Here is a 19,080-nt window from a genome sequence, read left to right as displayed (position 1 = left end):
CGGGGATTGAAGCTGGAATGAAGATGCCTTTGGTATTTCCATTTTCAGTATGCTTTATACTGTTTGCTGTGCAGTAGCGCAAGTATGGAAAAACTATTTTTTACAACAATTTTCTTTTTGTTTTCCGTGTATGCTTTTGCACAGAGCGACAGCAGTAATACGCTCAAAGAGGTAAAAGTTTTTACAACGCCCCCACCTAAAGTACAAAGCCTTCAACCCAGCCAACAAATTAATGCCAGCGATTTTAAACGCAATGGTGCTCATAACCTTGCCGATGCCATCAGGAACTTCTCGGGGGTTAATATTAAAGATTATGGCGGCATTGGCGGTTTAAAAACCGTATCCGTTAGAAGCCTTGGTGCCAACCATACCGGCGTGCAATTTGACGGCATAACCATCAGCGATACACAAAACGGGCAAATTGATCTTGGCAAAATTAACCTCGATAACATTGCTTCCATAACCCTTTACAATGGGCAGCCAGAACTCATACTACAGCCTGCAAGGGCTTACGCATCGGCAAGTATGCTGGTTATTAAAAGCCTCGCCCCAGAATTTACAGAAGAAAAAAACTACCGGCTTAAATTGGGTTTAAAAACAGGTTCATTTGGCTTATTTAATCCATCCTTGCTTTATCAGCAAAAAATAAATAGCAACTGGTCATTAAATTTAAGCAATACCTGGCAAAAAGCACATGGCCGCTATAAATACAAGGTTGATGGCGATGGCTCTGATACTTTAGCCACCCGTACTAATTCAGACTTAAACGTATTTCAAACCGATGCCGCTTTATACTGGAATGGCACCGATAGCAATCGTTTCCAGCTCCGCGCTAATTATGCGCATTCAGACCGTGGTTTGCCAGGAGCAGTGGTTTATTATAATCCTTATACCCATCAGCACTTATGGAACCGAGACCTTACCCTACAAAGCAACTACCAACAGTATTGGAAAAAGGGTTTTGAATTATTACTTAGTGCCAAGTTTTCACATAATTACCTGCGTTACCTTGACCCCGATTACCTCAACGAAATTAGAGAACTCGACCAACGTTTTACACAACTTGAAATTTATGGCTCTGCGGCGCTCTCCTATCACTTGATGAAGAATTGGGAAATTTCTCTGGCTAGCGACCTGGCCTTTAACAAATTAAAGACCAACTTCTACACCTATTCCTATCCTACAAGGTATACCTATTTAAATGTCCTGGCTACAAAATTTAAATTCAATAAATTGCAGCTCCATGCAAACATTTTAAATACCGCTATTAATGAAAAAGTGCAAGTTGGCAGTCCGGCACCGTCAAAAATGATCTGGTCGCCCTCTATTTCTGCCAGCTACGACCTCTTTGAGGATTCCGGTATACAGCTCCGGGCTTTTTATAAAGACATTTTCCGCAACCCTACGTTTAATGACCTTTATTATACCCGCATTGGTAAACGAAATTTAACACCAGAATATACTAAACAGTATAATTTAGGAATCACTTATAGTCAAGCGTACACGAAAGTTATTGATTACCTCAGTTTAACAGCAGACATTTACTATAACAAGGTAAAAGACAAGATTATTGCCATACCTAATAAAGACCTTTTTACCTGGACCATGCTAAATCTAGGTGAGGTAGATATCCGCGGCATTGATGTGAGCGTAAAAACCCAACTTCCTTTAAGCAGGGCAATGAAAATTAGTTTTACAGGTAATTACACTTACCAACAAGCACTAAACACTACAGACCCCACCTCAGCTGTTTACCTTAATCAAATACCTTATACACCAAAGCATAACCTGGCTTTGAATATAGGGTTTCAAAGAGGTGATTTAGGCCTTTTTTACAACCAAATTATTTCTTCCTCCAGGTATTATTTAACTGAAAACCTGCCCGAATATTTTGTTCCCGGATTCTCCGTAAGTGACTTATCTATTCACTATCAGCTAAAATTAAAACAATTGCCTGTTGGCCTATCAGCAGAAATCAATAACCTCTACAATCAGTCTTATGCCTTTATCAGAAGTTTCCCCATGCCGGGCCGCTCTTTCAGGTTTACTTTTCAAATAACAATTTAATAAATAAAACATGAAACCATTCAAACAAAATTATTTAATTGGCCTTTTACTGGCTGTAGGCATCCTTGGTGCTTGTAAAAAAAATGATGCCATAGTTATCGAACCTGAAATTCCAAAAGCAGAACGCAGAGGTTTATATGTTTTGAACGAAGGGATAATGAATTCAAATAATAGCACCCTTACTTATTATAATTACGAAAACCATGCATTGATTGCAGATCAGTTTTCTACTGTGAATGGCCGTGGACTAGGAGATACGGGGAACGACATAAAACTTTATGGATCGAAAATGTATATCGTGGTTAATGTGTCAAGTACACTAGAAATTATTAACCATAAAACCGGTCTTTCGATCAAAAAAATAGACCTCAAAGATGGTACTACCGGAAGACTACCACGGTACATTGTTTTCAATAAAAACAAAGCTTATATTTCTAGTTACGATGGTACTATTGCAGTTTTAGATACAGCTTCTTTAGCCATCGAAAAATACATTAAAGTTGGCCGTAACCCCGAGCAAATGGCTATTGCAAACGGAAAATTATATGTTGCCAATAGCGGGGGACTAGATTATCCAAATTACGACAATACGGTTTCTGTAGTAGACTTAGCGACGATGACAGAAATAAAAAAAATTACTGTGGTTGAAAACCCAGGAGGAGTTGTTGCAGATCAGTATGGAGATGTTTATGTGCTTTCTACTGGAAATTATGAAACCGTCCAATCAAGTTTGGCTACCATAGACAGCAAGACAGATTTAGTTAAAACCCAGGTAGATTTTAGTGGTGGATCGATGGTGGTAAATGGAGACTTTATGTATGTAACTGCTACTGGCAGTAAGATTAAGGTATTTAACACGAAAACAGAAAAGATGGAGAAAGAAAATTTCATCAGCGATGGAACTAAATTCACTTATATGTATGGTATTGCCGTGGATGAGTTAACAGGTGAAGTTTTTGTAACAGATGCAAAAGATTTTATCACCAGCGGAGAGGTTTTTTGTTTCGATAAAGATGGAAATAAAAAATATAGTATTAAAACAGGTCTTTTACCTAATAACATAGTTTTTGTTAATAAATAAAGAGTAACAGTTTCTTCGTGCAAAAGCACGAAGAAACTGTTTTTATAAATACTATAGCAAATGCCAATTCACGAAGCGTTAAAACAGAAAATAGATTTTAAAACTAAACCATTGGGTGCTTTAGGGCAATTAGAAGACCTGGCCATGCAAATTGGTGCGGTTCAAAATACCTTAACACCCAAGCTTATCAAGCCTGCGATTTTAGTTTTTGCTGCTGATCATGGTATTGCCGAGGCAGGCGTGAGTGCTTACCCTGCCGATGTTACCGTACAAATGGTTTTAAACTTTTTAAAAGGCGGGGCAGCAATTAATGTTTTCTGCAGGCAGCACCAGCTGGCACTACACATTATTGATGCAGGTGTAAATTTTGATTTCACAAAAAACGAGCAGCTTATTGATGCTAAAATTGCCTATGGCACACGCAATTTTCTACATGAAAAAGCAATGACCACAACGCAGTTGCAGCAATGTTTTGAAAAAGGAGGGCAACTGGTAAATGCTATCGCCAATAGTGGCTGTAACATTATTGGCTTTGGCGAAATGGGAATAGGAAATACTTCATCTGCGAGCATGCTCATGAGTTGCTTAACAAATATACCCTTAGAACAATGTGTTGGCAAAGGAACAGGATTAACAGCAGCTGGGTTGCAGCGCAAATTAACCCTCTTGAAGCAGGCGCAAGCAAAGCATGCCAACCCGAAAGATGCAAAGGAAGCTTTAATGTTTTTCGGCGGATTTGAAATTGCGCAAATTTGCGCTGCCATGTTAAATGCTTATGAAAACAACATGTTAATTATGGTGGATGGGTTTATAGCTACCGTAGCTTATTTATGTGCAAAAGAGATTAATAACTTAATTTCTAGTCATGCCATCTTTTGTCACGAAAGCAATGAACAAGGACACCGGCATTTGTTAAGCTATATAGGCGCAAAACCTTTAGTCAATCTAGGTATGCGTGTAGGCGAAGGAACAGGATGTGCCCTGGCTTATCCTATTATTCAAAGTGCAGTACTTTTTTTGGAAGAAATGGCAAGTTTTGAAAGTGCAAACATATCCTCAAAAATCTAATCTATCTTTCCATGAAATATGAATTACAAGTATTTTTTACCGCGGTAATGTTTTACACCCGTATCCCCTGTCCTTCATGGGTTGACCATTCAGAAGAATTTCTTAACAAGGCAACCCGCTATTTCCCTTTAATTGGTTGGATTGTTGGCGGCATGGCGGTAATGATCATTTATAGCCTCCACTTTATTTTTCCACCAGCTATTGTGGTGGTTTTGGCTTTAGTGGCGAGTGTACTTATAACAGGAGCCTTCCATGAAGATGGGTTTTCTGATGTTTGCGATGGATTTGGCGGGGGCTGGACGACAGAAAAAATCCTAACCATAATGAAGGATAGTCGTGTGGGTGCTTATGGAGTGGTAGGCACACTGCTTATTTTTGCTTTACAAATATTGACCCTAACAGAACTACTAACTTTTAATGCCACATTTTGCCTGAAAGCTGTTTTATTAGCTCATGTTGGCAGTCGCTTTACCGCGGTAACCATGATGCGTACACATAACTATGCACGGGAAGATGCCAGTAGTAAAATTAAACCCTTAGCTAAACAGTTGTCGCTACCAGATTTTCTAATCAGCGCCTTATGGTTGTTTCCTGCATTTTTATTATTCCAAAGCTGGTGGATACTTTTAGTCTGTATTCCGCTTTATCTTGTTAAGATTTATTTAGCCCGGTATTTCCAAAAGTGGATTGGCGGCTATACAGGAGATTGTTTAGGCGCATTGCAACAGGTGGCTTTTGTAGTAATCCTTTTATTTTGTGTGGGTATATGCAAATATATTTAGTGCGCCACACCACTCCTGCTGTAGCAAAAGGAATTTGTTATGGTCAGGCAGATATTCCTATAAACGAACAATTGTTTGAAGAAGAATTGAGGTTAATAAAGTCCAGAATCAGTGTAAAGCCAGAAGTATTTTACAGCAGTCCACTGAAAAGATGCTTGCATTTAGCACAAGAACTTTCGCTGCACGTGGAAGAAGACGACAGGCTGAAAGAGCTGCATTTTGGAGATTGGGAGCTCAAAAAATGGGATGATCTTCCTGCAGATGAGTTACAGGTATGGATGGATGATTTTGTAAACCAGGCATTGCCACATGGAGAAAACTATAAGGCTTTATACGATAGAACATGTAGTTTTTTAATGAACCTGCTTCAGCAACCTTATGAACGCATAGCCATCATTACCCATGCAGGCAATATGAGGAGCATAATTAGCTGGGCTTTAGACTTGCCTTTAGAAAATTCTTTCCGGATCGCGCTTCCTTATGGCGCAATAGTACATTTAGAACTGCATAAAAACAAACAACTTAATCAACTGAAATTTATTATTTAAGACTATAAAAATGAGCACAATAGAAAAAATTAACCTGCGAACAAGTATATTGATCTTGTTCATCTTACTAGCGGCTTTTTCACGAACGCTGCCGCATTTACCTAATTTCTCACCATTGGCCGCAATCGGACTTTTTGGAGCAGCTTATTTCAATAAAAAATGGCAAATATTTTTGATCCCTATTGCGGCCACCTGGCTCAGCGATTTGTTTATCAACAACTATATATATAAAGAATATTACCCTTCCTTTACTTGGTTTTATACTGGATTTTACTGGCAATATGGTAGCTATTTATTGATCATTGTAGCAGGGATTCTCTTTCTTAAAAAAATCAATACCAGCAGAGTTATTGGCAGCTCGCTGTTAGCTGCAACATTGTTTTTCTTAATCACCAATTTTGGCGTTTGGATAGGTAGTACGGCATACCCTCAAAATTTCTCCGGGTTACTGGCTTGCTACGCAGCAGGTATACCTTTTTTAAAGGGAACCTTATTGGGTAATTTATTTTATGCTGGAGTACTTTTCTTTGGCTTTTCCCTGATGCAACAAAAATATAATTTTTTAAAGCTGGCTAAAGCTTATGATTTAAAAAGACAAAACTGAGTGTGTTCTATTATAAGAACCTAAACGGCTAAGCGGAGTCTATTTGTTTAAAAAAGGCTCCTAAATAGGATAGGTAAAAATATTTTTTTTTCACTTCATACAATAATTCAGATTAACCACCGTATTATATAGTGAGAGCGTTAATTTAGATAGCGGGAATTTAGTTTTAGAACGAGGTTCCCGCTTCTTTAATTTAAAACACTTACTTCCACTACAGTATTCATTTCTTGAATAAAAACCCCTGTACATTCATACTGTACTCCATATTGTTGCAGCACAAAAAATTGAAGGACATATTAACTTGCATCAACGCAAATTTGAATTGCTGTTCCATTTTAAGGTCAATCAACAACTTAACAAAGCAGCAATTGAATTGTTAACAAGTTTTTTTTTAAAATGAAATTAAAAAACAAGCCTTGTTTAACAGCTTATTTACAGGAAATTAACAAAATGAAAAACAGCTTTACTGGATTGCTTTGGGTTTTGTAAGGTAATAAACAGGAATGCCCGCCAACATGATCACTACGCCCCAGCCACAAGTACTTGTTTTAGTAATTAACAAAGAAATACAGATAGCGGAAGCCACAATAATGTATAAAAAAGGAAGAACTGGATATCCAAAAGCTTTATAAGGACGTTCTGCATCAGGCATTTTACGCCTTAAGATGAAAATCCCATAAATGGTGAGGATGTAAAAAATGATGACAATGATCATTACATAATCTAACAGATCACCATATTTTCCTGTAAGGCATAAAGCAGAAGCCCAAATACATTGAAACCATAAGGCCCAGGCGGGTACACTTGCTTTGTTGAGCAGGGCCGCTTTTTTAAAAAACAGTCCATCTTTGGCCATGGTATAATAAACCCTGGCACCGGCCATAATTAAGCCGTTGTTACAAGCAAAAGTAGAAATCATAATCATGACTGCAATAATTATGGTGCCCATGCTGCCAAAAATATAACCGGCACTAACTACGGCTACACGATCTGACTTTGCAAAAGCAATTTCATTTAAGGGCATCACCGAAAGATACATCAAATTGGTCAGCACATAGATTACACTTACAATAAGCGTCCCCAGAAAAAGACTCAAACCAACATTGCGTTTAGGATCTTTGATTTCTCCAGCAATGAAAGTTACCCCTACCCAGGCATCACTAGAAAAAAGTGAACCAACCATAGCAGCGGCAAAACCAGACAATAAAGCTGTACCTCCAATGCTAACCCAAGAGCCACTTGCGGCATCAAAAGCACGAGTATTCCAGGCATCAGCCCAATTAGCATTCCAAACTTCGGCTCTTGCACCTATGGTAAAACCAAAAATGATTAAGCCAAATAAAGAAAGGATCTTAATAATAGTAAGAAAAGTCTGTAAAAATTTACTGTTTTTTACCCCACGACTATTAAGGTAACTCAGCATTACAATAGTAATGATGGAGACAATTTGAGCTGCGTTGAGCTGAAATGATCCAAGCTGATATAAAATATGCTGGTCACTTAAGGGTTCGTAAAGGTAAGCTGCAAACTTCGAAAAAGCCACCCCTACCGCAGCAATAGTACCGGTTTGTATAACAGCAAAAAAACTCCAGCCATATAAAAATGCGATCAATTTATTATAAGCTTCTTTAAGGTAAACGTATTGTCCGCCAGCCTTTGGAAACATAGCGCTCAGCTCTCCGTAACTTACAGCGGCAATAACAGTGATTAATCCAGTTATTACCCATACTAAAATAAGCCATCCTGCAGCACCCACTTGTCGGGCAATATCTGCGCTCACAATAAAGATTCCCGAACCGATCATAGAGCCTACAACGAGCATTGTACCATCCAGTAGCCCCAGTTCTCTTTTAAATGATTGATCTTTATTTTCTTGTTCCATGAAATACTTTGCTCAGTTAACGGGTTATTTGCTTAGGGTGGACTAATATATTTAAAAAAAATGATATATATTAGCATAAGCAGTTAAACTGTTTTCACATCAACCAACCAAATATTATGCTATGGAGTTTTTACAAAACAATCTAATCTACATGATACCAGTTTTCGGACTGGTAGGAATCTTAGCAATGGCCATTCAGAGTGCCTGGGTAACTAAACAGGACGCCGGAGATGAAACAATGACAGAACTCGCGGGCTATATTGCCGATGGCGCCATGGCTTTTTTAAAGGCAGAATGGAAGGTATTGTCCTACTTTGTTATCCTGGCAGGAGCTTTACTTGCCTGGTCTGGAACTATGAAAGGCACCCCCGAAAACCCCATTCACTCTAGTCCCGTTATTGCTGTTGCCTTTTTATTTGGTGCAGTAAGTTCTGCTTTTGCTGGTTACCTGGGCATGCGTATTGCAACAAAAGCCAACGTGAGAACAACACAGGCTGCCAGAACCAGCTTGGCAAAAGCGCTGCAAGTATCCTTTACCGGTGGCACAGTTATGGGTTTCGGCGTGGCTGGGTTAGCTATTTTCGGCCTTGGTGGCTTATTTATTGTTTTATACTACAGCTTTGTACCCACAGGTGCTTTAGCCTCAGGTATGGAAATGAAAAAAACCATTGAAGTATTGGCCGGATTTTCTTTAGGGGCAGAAAGTATTGCTCTTTTTGCACGTGTTGGCGGTGGTATTTATACCAAAGCGGCAGATGTTGGTGCTGATCTTGTAGGTAAAGTAGAAGCTGGAATACCTGAAGATGACGTACGTAACCCTGCAACCATTGCTGATAATGTAGGTGATAATGTAGGTGATGTGGCAGGTATGGGCGCTGATTTATTCGGTTCTTATGTAGCAACGATATTAGCAACCATGGTTTTAGGTCAGGAAATCCAATCGGAGGATAACTTTGGTGGTATGGCTCCAATTTTATTACCCATGCTAATTGCCGGTTTGGGATTGATCTTTTCGATCATTTCTTCGTGGTTTGTAAAAATAAAGAAAGAAACCGATAGTGTCCAAAACGCCTTAAACATGGGCAACTGGATGTCAATTATATTAACGGCAGTTGCATCGTATTTCGCGGTAAAATTAATGATGCCTGCTACCATGTCTATCCGTGGTTTTGAATTTACGGCAATGGCGGTATATTATTCTATTATTGTAGGCCTGGTTGTTGGAACGTTAATGAGTTTAATTACCGAATATTATACTGCAATGGGCAAACGTCCTGTTCAATCTATCATCAATCAATCTTCAACAGGTCATGCCACTAATATTATAGGTGGTTTATCAGTTGGCATGGAATCAACGGTGTTGCCCATCCTGGTATTAGCAGCAGGAATTTATGGTTCTTATCATTTTGCAGGCTTTTATGGTGTTGCTATTGCGGCGGCAGGCATGATGGCAACCACAGCCATGCAATTGGCGATTGATGCATTTGGACCGATTGCTGATAATGCTGGCGGTATAGCTGAAATGAGTGGCTTGCCAAAGAAAGTTAGAGAACGCACCGATAACCTTGATGCGGTGGGCAATACTACGGCTGCTACTGGAAAAGGCTTTGCCATTGCTTCTGCAGCATTAACATCATTAGCCTTATTTGCCGCTTTTGCTGGAATTTCTGGAATTACTTCCATTGATATTTATAAAGCCAACGTTCTGGCAGGGTTATTTGTGGGTGGCATGATACCATTTATATTCTCGGCGCTTTGCATTTCTGCAGTTGGGCGTGCTGCCATGGCGATGGTACAAGAAGTAAGGAGACAGTTTAAAGAGATTCCGGGTATTATGGAATACAAGGCAAAACCGGAATACGATAAATGCGTCGCTATTTCAACCAATGCTTCTATCAGGGAAATGACGTTGCCTGGTGCTATTGCTTTGATTGTTCCTATTATTGTCGGCTTTACTTTCGGCCCTGAAGTATTAGGAGGCTTACTTGCCGGAGTTACTGTATCGGGGGTTCTGATGGGTATTTTTCAATCCAACGCTGGTGGTGCATGGGATAATGCAAAGAAGTCTTTTGAAAAGGGAGTGATGATAAACGGAACCATGCACTATAAAGGTTCTGAACCACATAAAGCATCCGTTACTGGTGATACCGTTGGCGATCCATTCAAAGATACTTCTGGTCCTTCGATGAACATCCTCATTAAACTAATGTCTATAGTTTCCTTAATTATTGCACCGCATATTGCTGTTGGTGTAATGACCACGGCACAAACGGAGGTAAAGAAAAATATCGAAATTATCCAAACTAGAGATAAATTGGGTGTTGTAAAAATCAACAACCTAAAAAAATAATGAATAAAAGGGATTTTCGCAGGAAAATCCCTTTTATTTTTAAAGATTTTTTAATTAGGTTTGGGCTTTGATTTTTACAAAATTCAAAGATTCATAAAAAACTATAACTAAACCTCAAACTATGTTATTCAAAAAATCAATAGACTCCTTGATTGCGGAGTCTAATGAAAGTGGTGAAGGAACCCTAAAGCGCACATTAGGCGTAGGTAACCTAATTGCTTTGGGAGTGGGTGCCATTATTGGTGCTGGTCTATTTGTTAGAACAGCTGCTGCTGCTGCAGATCATTCAGGTCCTGCAGTAACTTTATCTTTCCTCCTTGCAGCGCTGGGTTGTGCATTAGCAGGTTTATGTTACGCAGAATTTGCTTCCATGATTCCTATCGCCGGCAGTGCTTATACCTATTCTTATGCCACAATGGGTGAAATGGTGGCCTGGATTATCGGTTGGGATTTAGTATTGGAATATGCCGTTGGTGCTGCCACAGTTGCCATTGCATGGTCTGAATACCTTAACAAGCTCCTGGAGAACTTCGGTGTCTCCATTCCTTATGCATTTTGTCACTCCCCTTTTCAAACGTCTATAGATGGAGTTCAGGGAATTATCAACCTACCCGCACTATTTATTGTTGTGTTACTAACTTTTGTTCTGATTAGAGGAACGCAGGAATCAGCAACAATTAATGGTGTTATTGTTATTTTAAAAGTAGCCATCGTAGTTGTTTTTATTGCAATTGGCTGGGGCTTTATGAATCCAGTTAACCACGTTCCTTATATCCCGGTAAATGCAGGTGAAGTAAAGTTGTATAATGGCGAGCAAAGTTTTATGGACTTTTTTACTCACGATTTTGGTAAGTTTGGCTGGAGTGGAATTATTGCTGGTGCAGGTGTTGTTTTCTTTGCCTTTATTGGTTTTGATGCCGTATCTACTGCCGCTCAGGAAGCTAAAAATCCTAAAAAAGATATGCCGATTGGAATCTTAGTTTCATTGGCTATTTGCACCGTTTTGTATGTACTGTTTGGTCATGTATTAACAGGCGTTGCTAACTACACCGAGTTTGCCACTGTAGGTAAAGAAGCTTCTGTAGCGTATGTTATAGAAACTTATATGCACAACTACCACTGGTTATCAATACTGATAACAGTTGCTATCTTAGCAGGCTTCTCCTCAGTAATCTTAGTCATGCTACTTGGTCAGTCGAGGGTGTTCTTCTCCATGTCTAAAGACGGACTCGTACCCAAAGTTTTCTCTACCATACACCCAAAATTCAAGACACCTTATAAATCCAATTTGATCTTCCTTGTTTTTGTTGGTTTATTTGCTGCTTTTGTACCTGGTGATGTAGTAGGTGATATGACAAGTATCGGAACTTTATTTGCCTTTACTTTAGTTTCTATAGGTGTATTGGTCTTGCGTAAAACAGATCCAAACAGAGAAAGACCTTTCAAAACACCATTCATGCCATTTGTGCCTATTTTAGGTGCTGCAGTATGTATATTGATGATGATCGGTTTAGGTAAACATAACTGGGAACGTCTTTTGATATGGATGGCTTTAGGCATGGTTATCTATTTTGCTTATAGCATCAAAAACTCAGTAGTTCGCAAGAAATATAAGGAAAACAATAAGTCTTCCGAATAACATATAAGAGGCAGTTTCAGAAATGATTTTCGCCTCCAATATACCCGATTAAATATTTTGGGTTTACTTATTTGAATAAAAAAAACGGCAATTTTCAATATGAAAATTGCCGTTTTTTATTGCGCTTCAGTTGAACAGACAGCTATCAAAATTTAATTCTGATTTTGATAGCTTCCTTAAACTTATGATGCTGTCATTTTTGTTTTTAAACGTATTTATTTGCTTAGCTTTGCAAAAATAAATTAACTGTAATGGATTTTAATCTCAGCCAAATTCTCTCCACCTCCATGATCCTTTTCGCAATTATTGATATTCTGGGCTCTATACCTATAGTGATCAATCTGCGCCAAAAAGCTGGTCATATTGAATCTGAAAAAGCAACCATTGTGGCTACTATATTAATGATTATTTTTCTGTTTGCCGGAGAATCATTGCTGAAGGTTATAGGTCTGGATGTAGCATCTTTTGCCATAGCTGGCTCAATCGTTATCTTTATTCTGGCAATGGAGATGATTTTGGGACTGACCTTATTTAAAGAGGAAGCACCGGAAACAGTTTCTATTGTACCCCTTGCTTTTCCTTTGATTGCAGGTGCAGGAACCATGACGACCCTACTTTCCTTGAAAACAGAATATGCCACTCAAAATATCCTGATTGGCATCGTTATCAATATGATTTTTGTATATTTTGTATTGAAAAACACGATCCGACTGGAGAATTTTTTCGGTATCACCGGTCTTAATGTCTTAAGGAAAGCATTTGGAATTATACTTCTTGCCATTGCAATCAAGCTTTTCAGGAATAATACAGGGTTGTAATAAAAGAGGGGAAATTAGATTTTCAGCAGTCGCGCAACAAACATGGTATCTGCTTTATCCTTATATCCTTTTATAACTTCCATACTTTCCAATTTTAACTGATGTTCTTGCTGCAGGTAAGTTATAACATCTTCATTTTCCTTTTTAAAAACAGAACAAGTAATGTAGATTAAGGGTTTTCCTGGTTTTAGGTATTCGAGCACATTTACGGCAATACTTTTTTGGAGCTTTTGGAAGTAACCTATCTTCTTCACATCAAAATAGCGAAGCGTTTCTGGTGTACGGCCCCAGGTGCCAGAACCTGAACAGGGCGCATCTAAAATAATGCCATCAAAAGCATAATGGTGAAGTTCCTGTTCATTATTCAACAGCAAATCAAGCACTTTTTTCTGGTATTTCTTTAAGCCTGCCAATTGAAAACGCTCATCAAGATTGTGTAAGCTATTCTCTCTCACATCACTTACCAGCAATTGTATACTCGGCTCTAGCTCATGTAGCAGGAGCGATTTACCACCAGAAGCAGCACAACAATCCCACCAGTAATCATATTGCTGAGGCTGGAAGTAATTTCCTGTTTTTTGAGAAGAAAGATCCTGTACCTGATAATATTTTTGCTGAGGGAATATAGTTTCCAGTTTAGTCCCGTTAGGCATGGCAAAGGTCGTTTCACTAATGTCATGAGCCGCCACACCATGTTCCTTTAATGTAGTCAGTAATTTTAAAGAATGATTCTTTTGTACACGGATAAAAAGATCCGGCTGGGTAAAAAAAGACTCATAAAAGGCATCTTTATCAATTCCATCAGAGAGCAGCGATGGATCATAAGAAAATACATCACTGGTTTTAAAACCTGGATAAAGGTCTTTAACTAGGATAATTTTTGCGTTTACAGGCAGGTTTACCTGCTCCATAAATTGAGGTAAATAGGCCTCAATAACCAGACTGCTGGTGGTACTGCAAATAAAATCTGCAACAGCCAAACGGTTCAGGGTATTTTCATTGTCGATGGCCTTTCCCAAACGGAAAAAACTATAAATATAGCGATTGGCCCACCTGCGGTCTGATGAACCCATTTTTTTGTTACGCTTAAAGTAACTCACTAAAAACCTATGCAGTGGCAACAGGCCGTCATAGCTTGCTAAGATCTGTTCAAATGCCCTGATTTGGTGTTCTACTTTCATTCAATAATATTTAAGGCAAAACCTTTATATTTTAACAGCATCAGACTAGTGTTAATGTAGCCAAATTTATCATCTTGTTGAAAAGTAAAAGTATTGTGTAACCCCTTATACTTTTCACTGCTCAAATGTTTGAGGTAGTTTTCTCCATAAGCCGACAACTGTTTTGCAAAGTAAAAACCAATGTCGAAGCCCTTATAAGCATATTCGCCAGGTTCAAAATCAAATGCTTTTCTATATTTTTTAATGAAGGAGATGACCGCTGGACTATTGTAGTTTACTTTATAAGAAGAAGTGATTACGGTATTCAAATCCTGCAAATTCTCTATGGTATAGCTTTGTTTTACCCAATCTGGATGGCCAAAAAGATCTATATCAAAGCCGGCAGCCTTCATTCTAATTAACTTGTGAATAGTGGCCGTTACAAATTTCTGATCTGCTGAACTTAGCATCACCACATACTTTTTACCTTTAGAAATCCTGGTTTCCATTGTAAAAACTGAAGCATATTCCTGAAAAGGAAGCTTACGTTCGTTTTTATTAAGGAAATAGTCGCGCAAAGGGCTACCCAATACTTCATCATCAGGGCTTTTACTACTGACTAGCACCACTACCGTTTGTGCAGGAACATATTTTTTAGTAATGTAATCTCCAATTTTAGCAGCATGCAGGCCTATGTTGTTCACAATAGAAATAAGGTTGGGGTTACCAAATTCTGACGGCTGTGAAGCTGCCAGCGGTGATACAACTGGTACTTGATTTTGCTGCGAATAATTGGTGATATACTTAAGGCCATCAGGAAATACAGGGCCCACTACAAGGTTGCTTCCCTTCAGCTTATCGTTTTTAATTAACACCTCTAATTGCCTGTCATCATCCTGGCTATCAAACACATTAATCTTGAAATTTAATCCTGCTGAGGCAACAGAATCTATCGCCAGTTTAAAACCCTGGTAAAAATCAATGGCCATAGCGTGTTTCTCTACCTCGGCCTTATTTTTAGGCCTGGTTTTAAAATCATTCAGGTTGAACGGGAGTAGTAAAGATATAGTCGCCTCAGAAAACTTCTTTGACGGCTTTATTACTTCTTCTTTTTTCTCCTCCGAAGGAGTGGCTTTCTTAATGGTTTGTACCTTTGGCGAACACGCTGACATGCATAAACCTATAAAAATTAGCGCTAAATACTTATTCCCACTCAATGGTAGCAGGTGGTTTTGAACTGATATCATAGACAACCCGGTTAATTCCTTGTACCTTGTTAATTATTTCATTGGAAATCTTGGCAAGAACAGGATATGGCAAATGACACCAATCGGCAGTCATTCCATCCACAGATTCTACCGCTCTCAAACAAATTACGTTTTCGTAGGTACGCTCATCACCCATTACCCCTACAGACTGTACAGGTAAAAAGATAGCACCCGCTTGCCAAACTTGATCATAAAGACCTGCTTCCTTAAGGTTGTTGATGTAAATGGCATCAGCCTCCTGTAAGATAGCTACTTTTTCTGCGGTCACTTCGCCAAGGATTCTGATCGCTAAACCAGGCCCAGGGAAAGGATGGCGGCCAATAATAAAGTGTTCCAAACCTAAGGAGCGGCCTACTCTTCTTACTTCATCTTTAAACAAAGTATTTAGTGGCTCTACTACTTTAAGCTTCATAAAATCTGGCAAACCACCTACATTATGATGCGATTTAATGGTAGCCGAAGGTCCGTTAATAGAAACAGATTCAATCACATCAGGATAAATTGTTCCCTGTGCCAACCATTTCACGTCTTGGATCAAGTGAGCCTCTACATCGAATACTTCAATAAACACCCTGCCTATTGCCTTACGCTTTAATTCAGGGTCTTTAAGGCCGGCCAGCTGGCTCAAGAAACGCTCTTTAGCATCAACTCCTTTAATATTTAAACCAAGGTGTTTATATTGTTCTAAAACCCCTTCGTACTCATCTTTACGTAACAAACCATTATCTACAAATATGCAATGGAGGTTTTTTCCAATTGCTTTGTGCAATAATATTGCAGCAACACTAGAATCAACACCACCAGACAAGGCCAAGACCACTTTATCGTCACCCAATTGTTCCTTTAAAGCAGCAATAGTCGTTTCAACAAAAGCATCTGACGTCCATTCTTGTTTACAACCACAAATATCGACCAGGAAGTTCTCCAACAATTGTTTACCATCTAAACTATGGGTAACTTCAGGGTGAAACTGAATCGCGTAAGTATCACTACCCTTAACCTCATAGGCTGCAACCTTTACATTTTCGGTACTGGCAATGAGTTCAAAAGATTCTGGAACTTTAGTGATGGTATCGCCATGCGACATCCATACTTGTGAATCTGCAGTTATATTTTTAAATAACTTGTTACCTGCGGCAACAAAATTAAGGTTAGCCCTACCATATTCTCTTGTTGAAGAAGGCAGCACTTCTCCACCAGATTGCTGCGCAATGTATTGCGCTCCATAACATACGGCTAGTACAGGAAACTTATTGTGAAATTTAGCAAGATCAATTTGAGGGGCATCTTCCTGGCGTACCGAATATGGACTCCCGGAAAAGATAACACCTTTTACCTCTGTTGAAAACTCTGGAATATGATGGAAAGGATATATTTCACAAAAAACGTTCAATTCACGAACCCTGCGTGCAATTAGCTGCGTATATTGGGATCCAAAATCGATAATAATGATTTTTTCTAGCATAGGCACAAAGTTAGTATTTATTCACTTGTACGCCGAATCTTTTTAAGAAATCAACCCCTTCATCGCTAGGCAATCCTTTATAAGCTGCATACGAATCTTTATAGATGACAACTTTGATACCAGAAGACAAGATTAAACGTGCACAAGCAATACAAGGAGACAGTGTAGTATATAAAGTTGCACCTTGAATATTGGACCCGTTTTTAGTGGCAAATAAAATGGCATTCTCTTCAGCATGTATTGCCAGCAAACAACTACCTCTTGAATCTCTTTCACAGCCTGTTTCTGGCCACTCTTCATCACAATTATGGGTGCCTGCCGGCGGGCCATTATACCCTATTGAAATAATCCGGGTATCTTTTGTTAAAACAGCCCCAACCTGCGCGCGTACGCAATGCGAACGAAATGCTAGATCGCTGGCCAAATTCATAAATATTTCTGTAAAACTGCGTTTCATAGTTTAATGGTTAATATTTGCCAGAACTAACGCCAATATAGCAGTATTGTACACCTGGTTTATTCGGCCACTTAATGAAAGAATTGATTATAAATTGGAAAGGCCAAGCGAATTTATGGCAAAAAAAAGAGGTTACTCATTTTTTTTAATGATGCAACCTCTTTTTTAGGTATTATAAATTAGTGACCTCCACCAGCCGCTAATTCTTCTACGTTAAATCCTTGTTTTTTCAATACGCCACTAACTTTCCAAGCGAAGAAGACCAAGTAAACAAAGCCTATGGCAGGCACTATATAAGAATTATGAATGCCGCTGGTATCAGCAAGGAAACCTTGTACCGGTGGTATAATTGCACCACCAAGAATCATCATGATCAAGAAAGAAGACCCTTGACTGGTGTATTTACCTAAACCAGTTATGGATAAGGCAAAGATAGAAGGCCACATGATAGAGCAGCATAAACCACCGCTAATGAAAGCAAATACAGCAACATCACCTTTGGTCAACAAGCCAATTAACATCGCTATTACACCTAAAGTACCAAATAAAGCTAAAGTTTTAGCAGGTTTCTCCTGTCCGATGAAAACAGCAACAACCATTATAGCAATTGAAACACCATAAACATACATATTGCTAATATTGGTACCTGTAAAATGGTTAACCATTAAAATAATACCAAAGGCAATAAATGGCACAAATACGGTTAGAATAGTTTTGGTTTTTTTAGTGAGGTTAAATGCACTAACGGCACCTGTCCAACGACCAATCATCATACTTCCCCAATATAAAGAAATGTATTGTTTAATATCAGATTCAGGTAAACCACCAAAGTCTGGCAAGTTAAGCAAGGCACCTAGGTTACTCTGAATGGTAACTTCAACACCAACGTAAATAAAGATGGCCAGCATACCTAAAATCAATTGTGGGTACTGCATTGCACCCCATTGGTTAGGGTTTTCCTTTTTATTAGTTAACACATAAAACAAGGTCAGAACAATAATAGCGAGGCTTGAATAAACAAAAATCTCTTTATTTAAGCCAGTTAAACTCACCAATGGATCTGCTGCCATCATCATGATAAAGGCAACTAACATGATCAATAATGGGCCGTTTGATTTAGAACTGGACTCTATTTTCTCGCTACTCGTTACCACAGGAAGCTTTGATACCTTGAAAAATAAGGCTACCGCTAAAAACAGACCTGCGAGAATATAATAAAGGCTATTGATAGAGGAAATGTCTACTACTTTGGCTTCAGCATCATTGGCTGTACCAAATAACACCACACTTACTATTACCGGACCGAATAAACCACCTAAGTTGTTAACACCACCTGCGAGATTTAAACGGTGAGTACCACTTGCTGGCGGACCTAAAGCAACTACAAAAGGATTTGCTGCCGTTTGTTGCAATGAAAAACCTATAGCAATTACAAAAAATGCAACTAAAATAAAAATAAAAGAACCTGAATGTACTGCTGGTATCATTAATAAGGCACCTCCCGCGGAGATGATTAATCCGGTTATAATACCTTTTTTGTAGCCAATTTTATTCAGAATATCTATTTTACTGGCCTGAGATGCAAAGTAAAGGATCAAAGAGCCTATAAAATACCCTCCATAAAAAGTAAAATCGATCAATTGAGATTCAAACTGCGTTAAATCAAAATGTGTTTTACAAAATGGAATAAAAATACCATTTGATGCGGCCACAAATCCCCAGAAGAAAAAAACTGTAATGATTGTGTACAGCGCGGTTCCATAATTTTTTTGCGATTGTTGTTCCATGTGTGCGGATAGTATTAGATTTTGCTTTAATGATTAAGACGCTAAAACTAGTGAAAAAAAAAGGAGTTTTTACTCTATAAAATCGCATATTGCATAAAAATACG

At 38.7% G+C, this 19,080-nt stretch carries 15 protein-coding genes; 9 read left to right on the top strand and 6 right to left on the bottom strand.

Features of this window, described 5'->3' with window-relative positions; all coding sequences use genetic code 11:
• The first annotated feature begins 84 nt into the window (after positions 1–84).
• The 6 genes from AAKU52_RS01800 to AAKU52_RS01775 are packed head-to-tail and all read left to right on the top strand — an operon-like array spanning position 85 to position 6,150.
• Entirely contained in the window at positions 85–2,067 is a 1,983-nt protein-coding gene (locus tag AAKU52_RS01800) for a TonB-dependent receptor plug domain-containing protein (protein WP_354329578.1), read from the top strand.
• Positions 2,068–2,077: 10 nt separating this feature from the next.
• On the top strand, positions 2,078–3,148 hold the full coding sequence (locus AAKU52_RS01795; RefSeq protein ID WP_354329576.1) for a DUF5074 domain-containing protein: 1,071 nt from the start codon (positions 2,078–2,080) through the stop codon (positions 3,146–3,148).
• A 60-nt stretch (positions 3,149–3,208) separates the two neighbouring features.
• Positions 3,209–4,216, top strand: a complete 1,008-nt coding sequence (cobT, locus tag AAKU52_RS01790) for a nicotinate-nucleotide--dimethylbenzimidazole phosphoribosyltransferase (RefSeq protein ID WP_354329574.1) — start codon at positions 3,209–3,211, stop codon at positions 4,214–4,216.
• An 11-nt stretch (positions 4,217–4,227) separates the two neighbouring features.
• A complete protein-coding gene (locus AAKU52_RS01785) occupies positions 4,228–4,998 on the top strand; it encodes an adenosylcobinamide-GDP ribazoletransferase (protein ID WP_354329572.1) in 771 nt (256 codons plus the stop codon).
• On the top strand, positions 4,983–5,546 hold the full coding sequence (gene cobC / locus AAKU52_RS01780) for an alpha-ribazole phosphatase (protein WP_354329570.1): 564 nt from the start codon (positions 4,983–4,985) through the stop codon (positions 5,544–5,546). Before AAKU52_RS01785 ends, cobC begins: the two co-directional genes overlap by 16 nt.
• A gap of 10 nt (positions 5,547–5,556) precedes the next feature.
• Entirely contained in the window at positions 5,557–6,150 is a 594-nt protein-coding gene (locus AAKU52_RS01775; protein WP_354329568.1) for a DUF6580 family putative transport protein, read from the top strand.
• A gap of 463 nt (positions 6,151–6,613) precedes the next feature.
• Here the strand turns inward: AAKU52_RS01775 and AAKU52_RS01770 are convergent, their stop codons facing one another.
• Positions 6,614–8,032, bottom strand: a complete 1,419-nt coding sequence (locus tag AAKU52_RS01770; protein WP_354329566.1) for an APC family permease — start codon at positions 8,030–8,032, stop codon at positions 6,614–6,616.
• 121 nt (positions 8,033–8,153) lie between these two features.
• On the opposite strand from AAKU52_RS01770, the gene AAKU52_RS01765 reads away from it, so the two are divergent.
• The 3 genes from AAKU52_RS01765 to AAKU52_RS01755 all read left to right on the top strand — a co-directional run bounded on the left by AAKU52_RS01765 (position 8,154) and on the right by AAKU52_RS01755 (position 12,839).
• Entirely contained in the window at positions 8,154–10,382 is a 2,229-nt protein-coding gene (locus AAKU52_RS01765; protein WP_354329564.1) for a sodium-translocating pyrophosphatase, read from the top strand.
• A 121-nt stretch (positions 10,383–10,503) separates the two neighbouring features.
• The gene (locus AAKU52_RS01760; protein ID WP_354329562.1) at positions 10,504–12,021 is read left to right on the top strand and encodes an amino acid permease; all 1,518 of its coding nucleotides are present in this window, start codon (positions 10,504–10,506) and stop codon (positions 12,019–12,021) included.
• A gap of 251 nt (positions 12,022–12,272) precedes the next feature.
• The gene (locus AAKU52_RS01755; RefSeq protein ID WP_354329560.1) at positions 12,273–12,839 is read left to right on the top strand and encodes a MarC family protein; all 567 of its coding nucleotides are present in this window, start codon (positions 12,273–12,275) and stop codon (positions 12,837–12,839) included.
• Between the two features lie 14 nt (positions 12,840–12,853).
• On the opposite strand, the gene AAKU52_RS01750 is transcribed toward AAKU52_RS01755, so the two are convergent.
• The 5 genes from AAKU52_RS01750 to AAKU52_RS01730 all read right to left on the bottom strand — a co-directional run bounded on the left by AAKU52_RS01750 (position 12,854) and on the right by AAKU52_RS01730 (position 18,976).
• The gene (locus AAKU52_RS01750; RefSeq protein ID WP_354329558.1) at positions 12,854–14,020 is read right to left on the bottom strand and encodes an RsmB/NOP family class I SAM-dependent RNA methyltransferase; all 1,167 of its coding nucleotides are present in this window, start codon (positions 14,018–14,020) and stop codon (positions 12,854–12,856) included.
• Complete coding sequence (locus tag AAKU52_RS01745; RefSeq protein WP_354329556.1) at positions 14,017–15,246, bottom strand: ABC transporter substrate-binding protein; 1,230 nt, start codon at positions 15,244–15,246, stop codon at positions 14,017–14,019. The genes AAKU52_RS01750 and AAKU52_RS01745 overlap by 4 nt, the downstream gene beginning before the upstream one ends.
• Positions 15,203–16,732: a glutamine-hydrolyzing GMP synthase gene (gene guaA, locus AAKU52_RS01740; RefSeq protein WP_354329554.1), complete on the bottom strand. Its 1,530-nt coding sequence runs from the start codon at positions 16,730–16,732 to the stop codon at positions 15,203–15,205. Before guaA ends, AAKU52_RS01745 begins: the two co-directional genes overlap by 44 nt.
• Positions 16,733–16,742: 10 nt before the next feature.
• Positions 16,743–17,189, bottom strand: coding sequence for a deoxycytidylate deaminase (locus AAKU52_RS01735; RefSeq protein ID WP_354329552.1), 447 nt, complete (start codon positions 17,187–17,189; stop codon positions 16,743–16,745).
• A gap of 179 nt (positions 17,190–17,368) precedes the next feature.
• Entirely contained in the window at positions 17,369–18,976 is a 1,608-nt protein-coding gene (locus AAKU52_RS01730) for an MFS transporter (protein ID WP_354329550.1), read from the bottom strand.
• Positions 18,977–19,080: the final 104 nt, after the last annotated feature.

This window comes from Pedobacter sp. CG_S7 (genome assembly GCF_040544395.1).
In the GTDB taxonomy this organism is placed as follows: Bacteria; Bacteroidota; Bacteroidia; order Sphingobacteriales; family Sphingobacteriaceae; genus Pedobacter.
Note: the sequence above shows the minus strand (reverse complement) of the source record. Positions and strands in the feature narration are given on the sequence as shown.

Excerpts from the sequence above, each read along its gene's own strand:
- AAKU52_RS01800 (WP_354329578.1), top strand. The coding sequence starts at position 85 with ATGGAAAAACTATTTTTTACAACAATTTTCTTTTTGTTTTCCGTGTAT.
- AAKU52_RS01795 (WP_354329576.1), top strand. The coding sequence starts at position 2,078 with ATGAAACCATTCAAACAAAATTATTTAATTGGCCTTTTACTGGCTGTA.
- cobT (WP_354329574.1), top strand. The coding sequence starts at position 3,209 with ATGCCAATTCACGAAGCGTTAAAACAGAAAATAGATTTTAAAACTAAA.
- AAKU52_RS01785 (WP_354329572.1), top strand. The coding sequence starts at position 4,228 with ATGAAATATGAATTACAAGTATTTTTTACCGCGGTAATGTTTTACACC.
- cobC (WP_354329570.1), top strand. The coding sequence starts at position 4,983 with ATGCAAATATATTTAGTGCGCCACACCACTCCTGCTGTAGCAAAAGGA.
- AAKU52_RS01775 (WP_354329568.1), top strand. The coding sequence starts at position 5,557 with ATGAGCACAATAGAAAAAATTAACCTGCGAACAAGTATATTGATCTTG.
- AAKU52_RS01770 (WP_354329566.1), bottom strand. The coding sequence starts at position 8,032 with ATGGAACAAGAAAATAAAGATCAATCATTTAAAAGAGAACTGGGGCTA.
- AAKU52_RS01765 (WP_354329564.1), top strand. The coding sequence starts at position 8,154 with ATGGAGTTTTTACAAAACAATCTAATCTACATGATACCAGTTTTCGGA.
- AAKU52_RS01760 (WP_354329562.1), top strand. The coding sequence starts at position 10,504 with ATGTTATTCAAAAAATCAATAGACTCCTTGATTGCGGAGTCTAATGAA.
- AAKU52_RS01755 (WP_354329560.1), top strand. The coding sequence starts at position 12,273 with ATGGATTTTAATCTCAGCCAAATTCTCTCCACCTCCATGATCCTTTTC.
- AAKU52_RS01750 (WP_354329558.1), bottom strand. The coding sequence starts at position 14,020 with ATGAAAGTAGAACACCAAATCAGGGCATTTGAACAGATCTTAGCAAGC.
- AAKU52_RS01745 (WP_354329556.1), bottom strand. The coding sequence starts at position 15,246 with ATGATATCAGTTCAAAACCACCTGCTACCATTGAGTGGGAATAAGTAT.
- guaA (WP_354329554.1), bottom strand. The coding sequence starts at position 16,732 with ATGCTAGAAAAAATCATTATTATCGATTTTGGATCCCAATATACGCAG.
- AAKU52_RS01735 (WP_354329552.1), bottom strand. The coding sequence starts at position 17,189 with ATGAAACGCAGTTTTACAGAAATATTTATGAATTTGGCCAGCGATCTA.
- AAKU52_RS01730 (WP_354329550.1), bottom strand. The coding sequence starts at position 18,976 with ATGGAACAACAATCGCAAAAAAATTATGGAACCGCGCTGTACACAATC.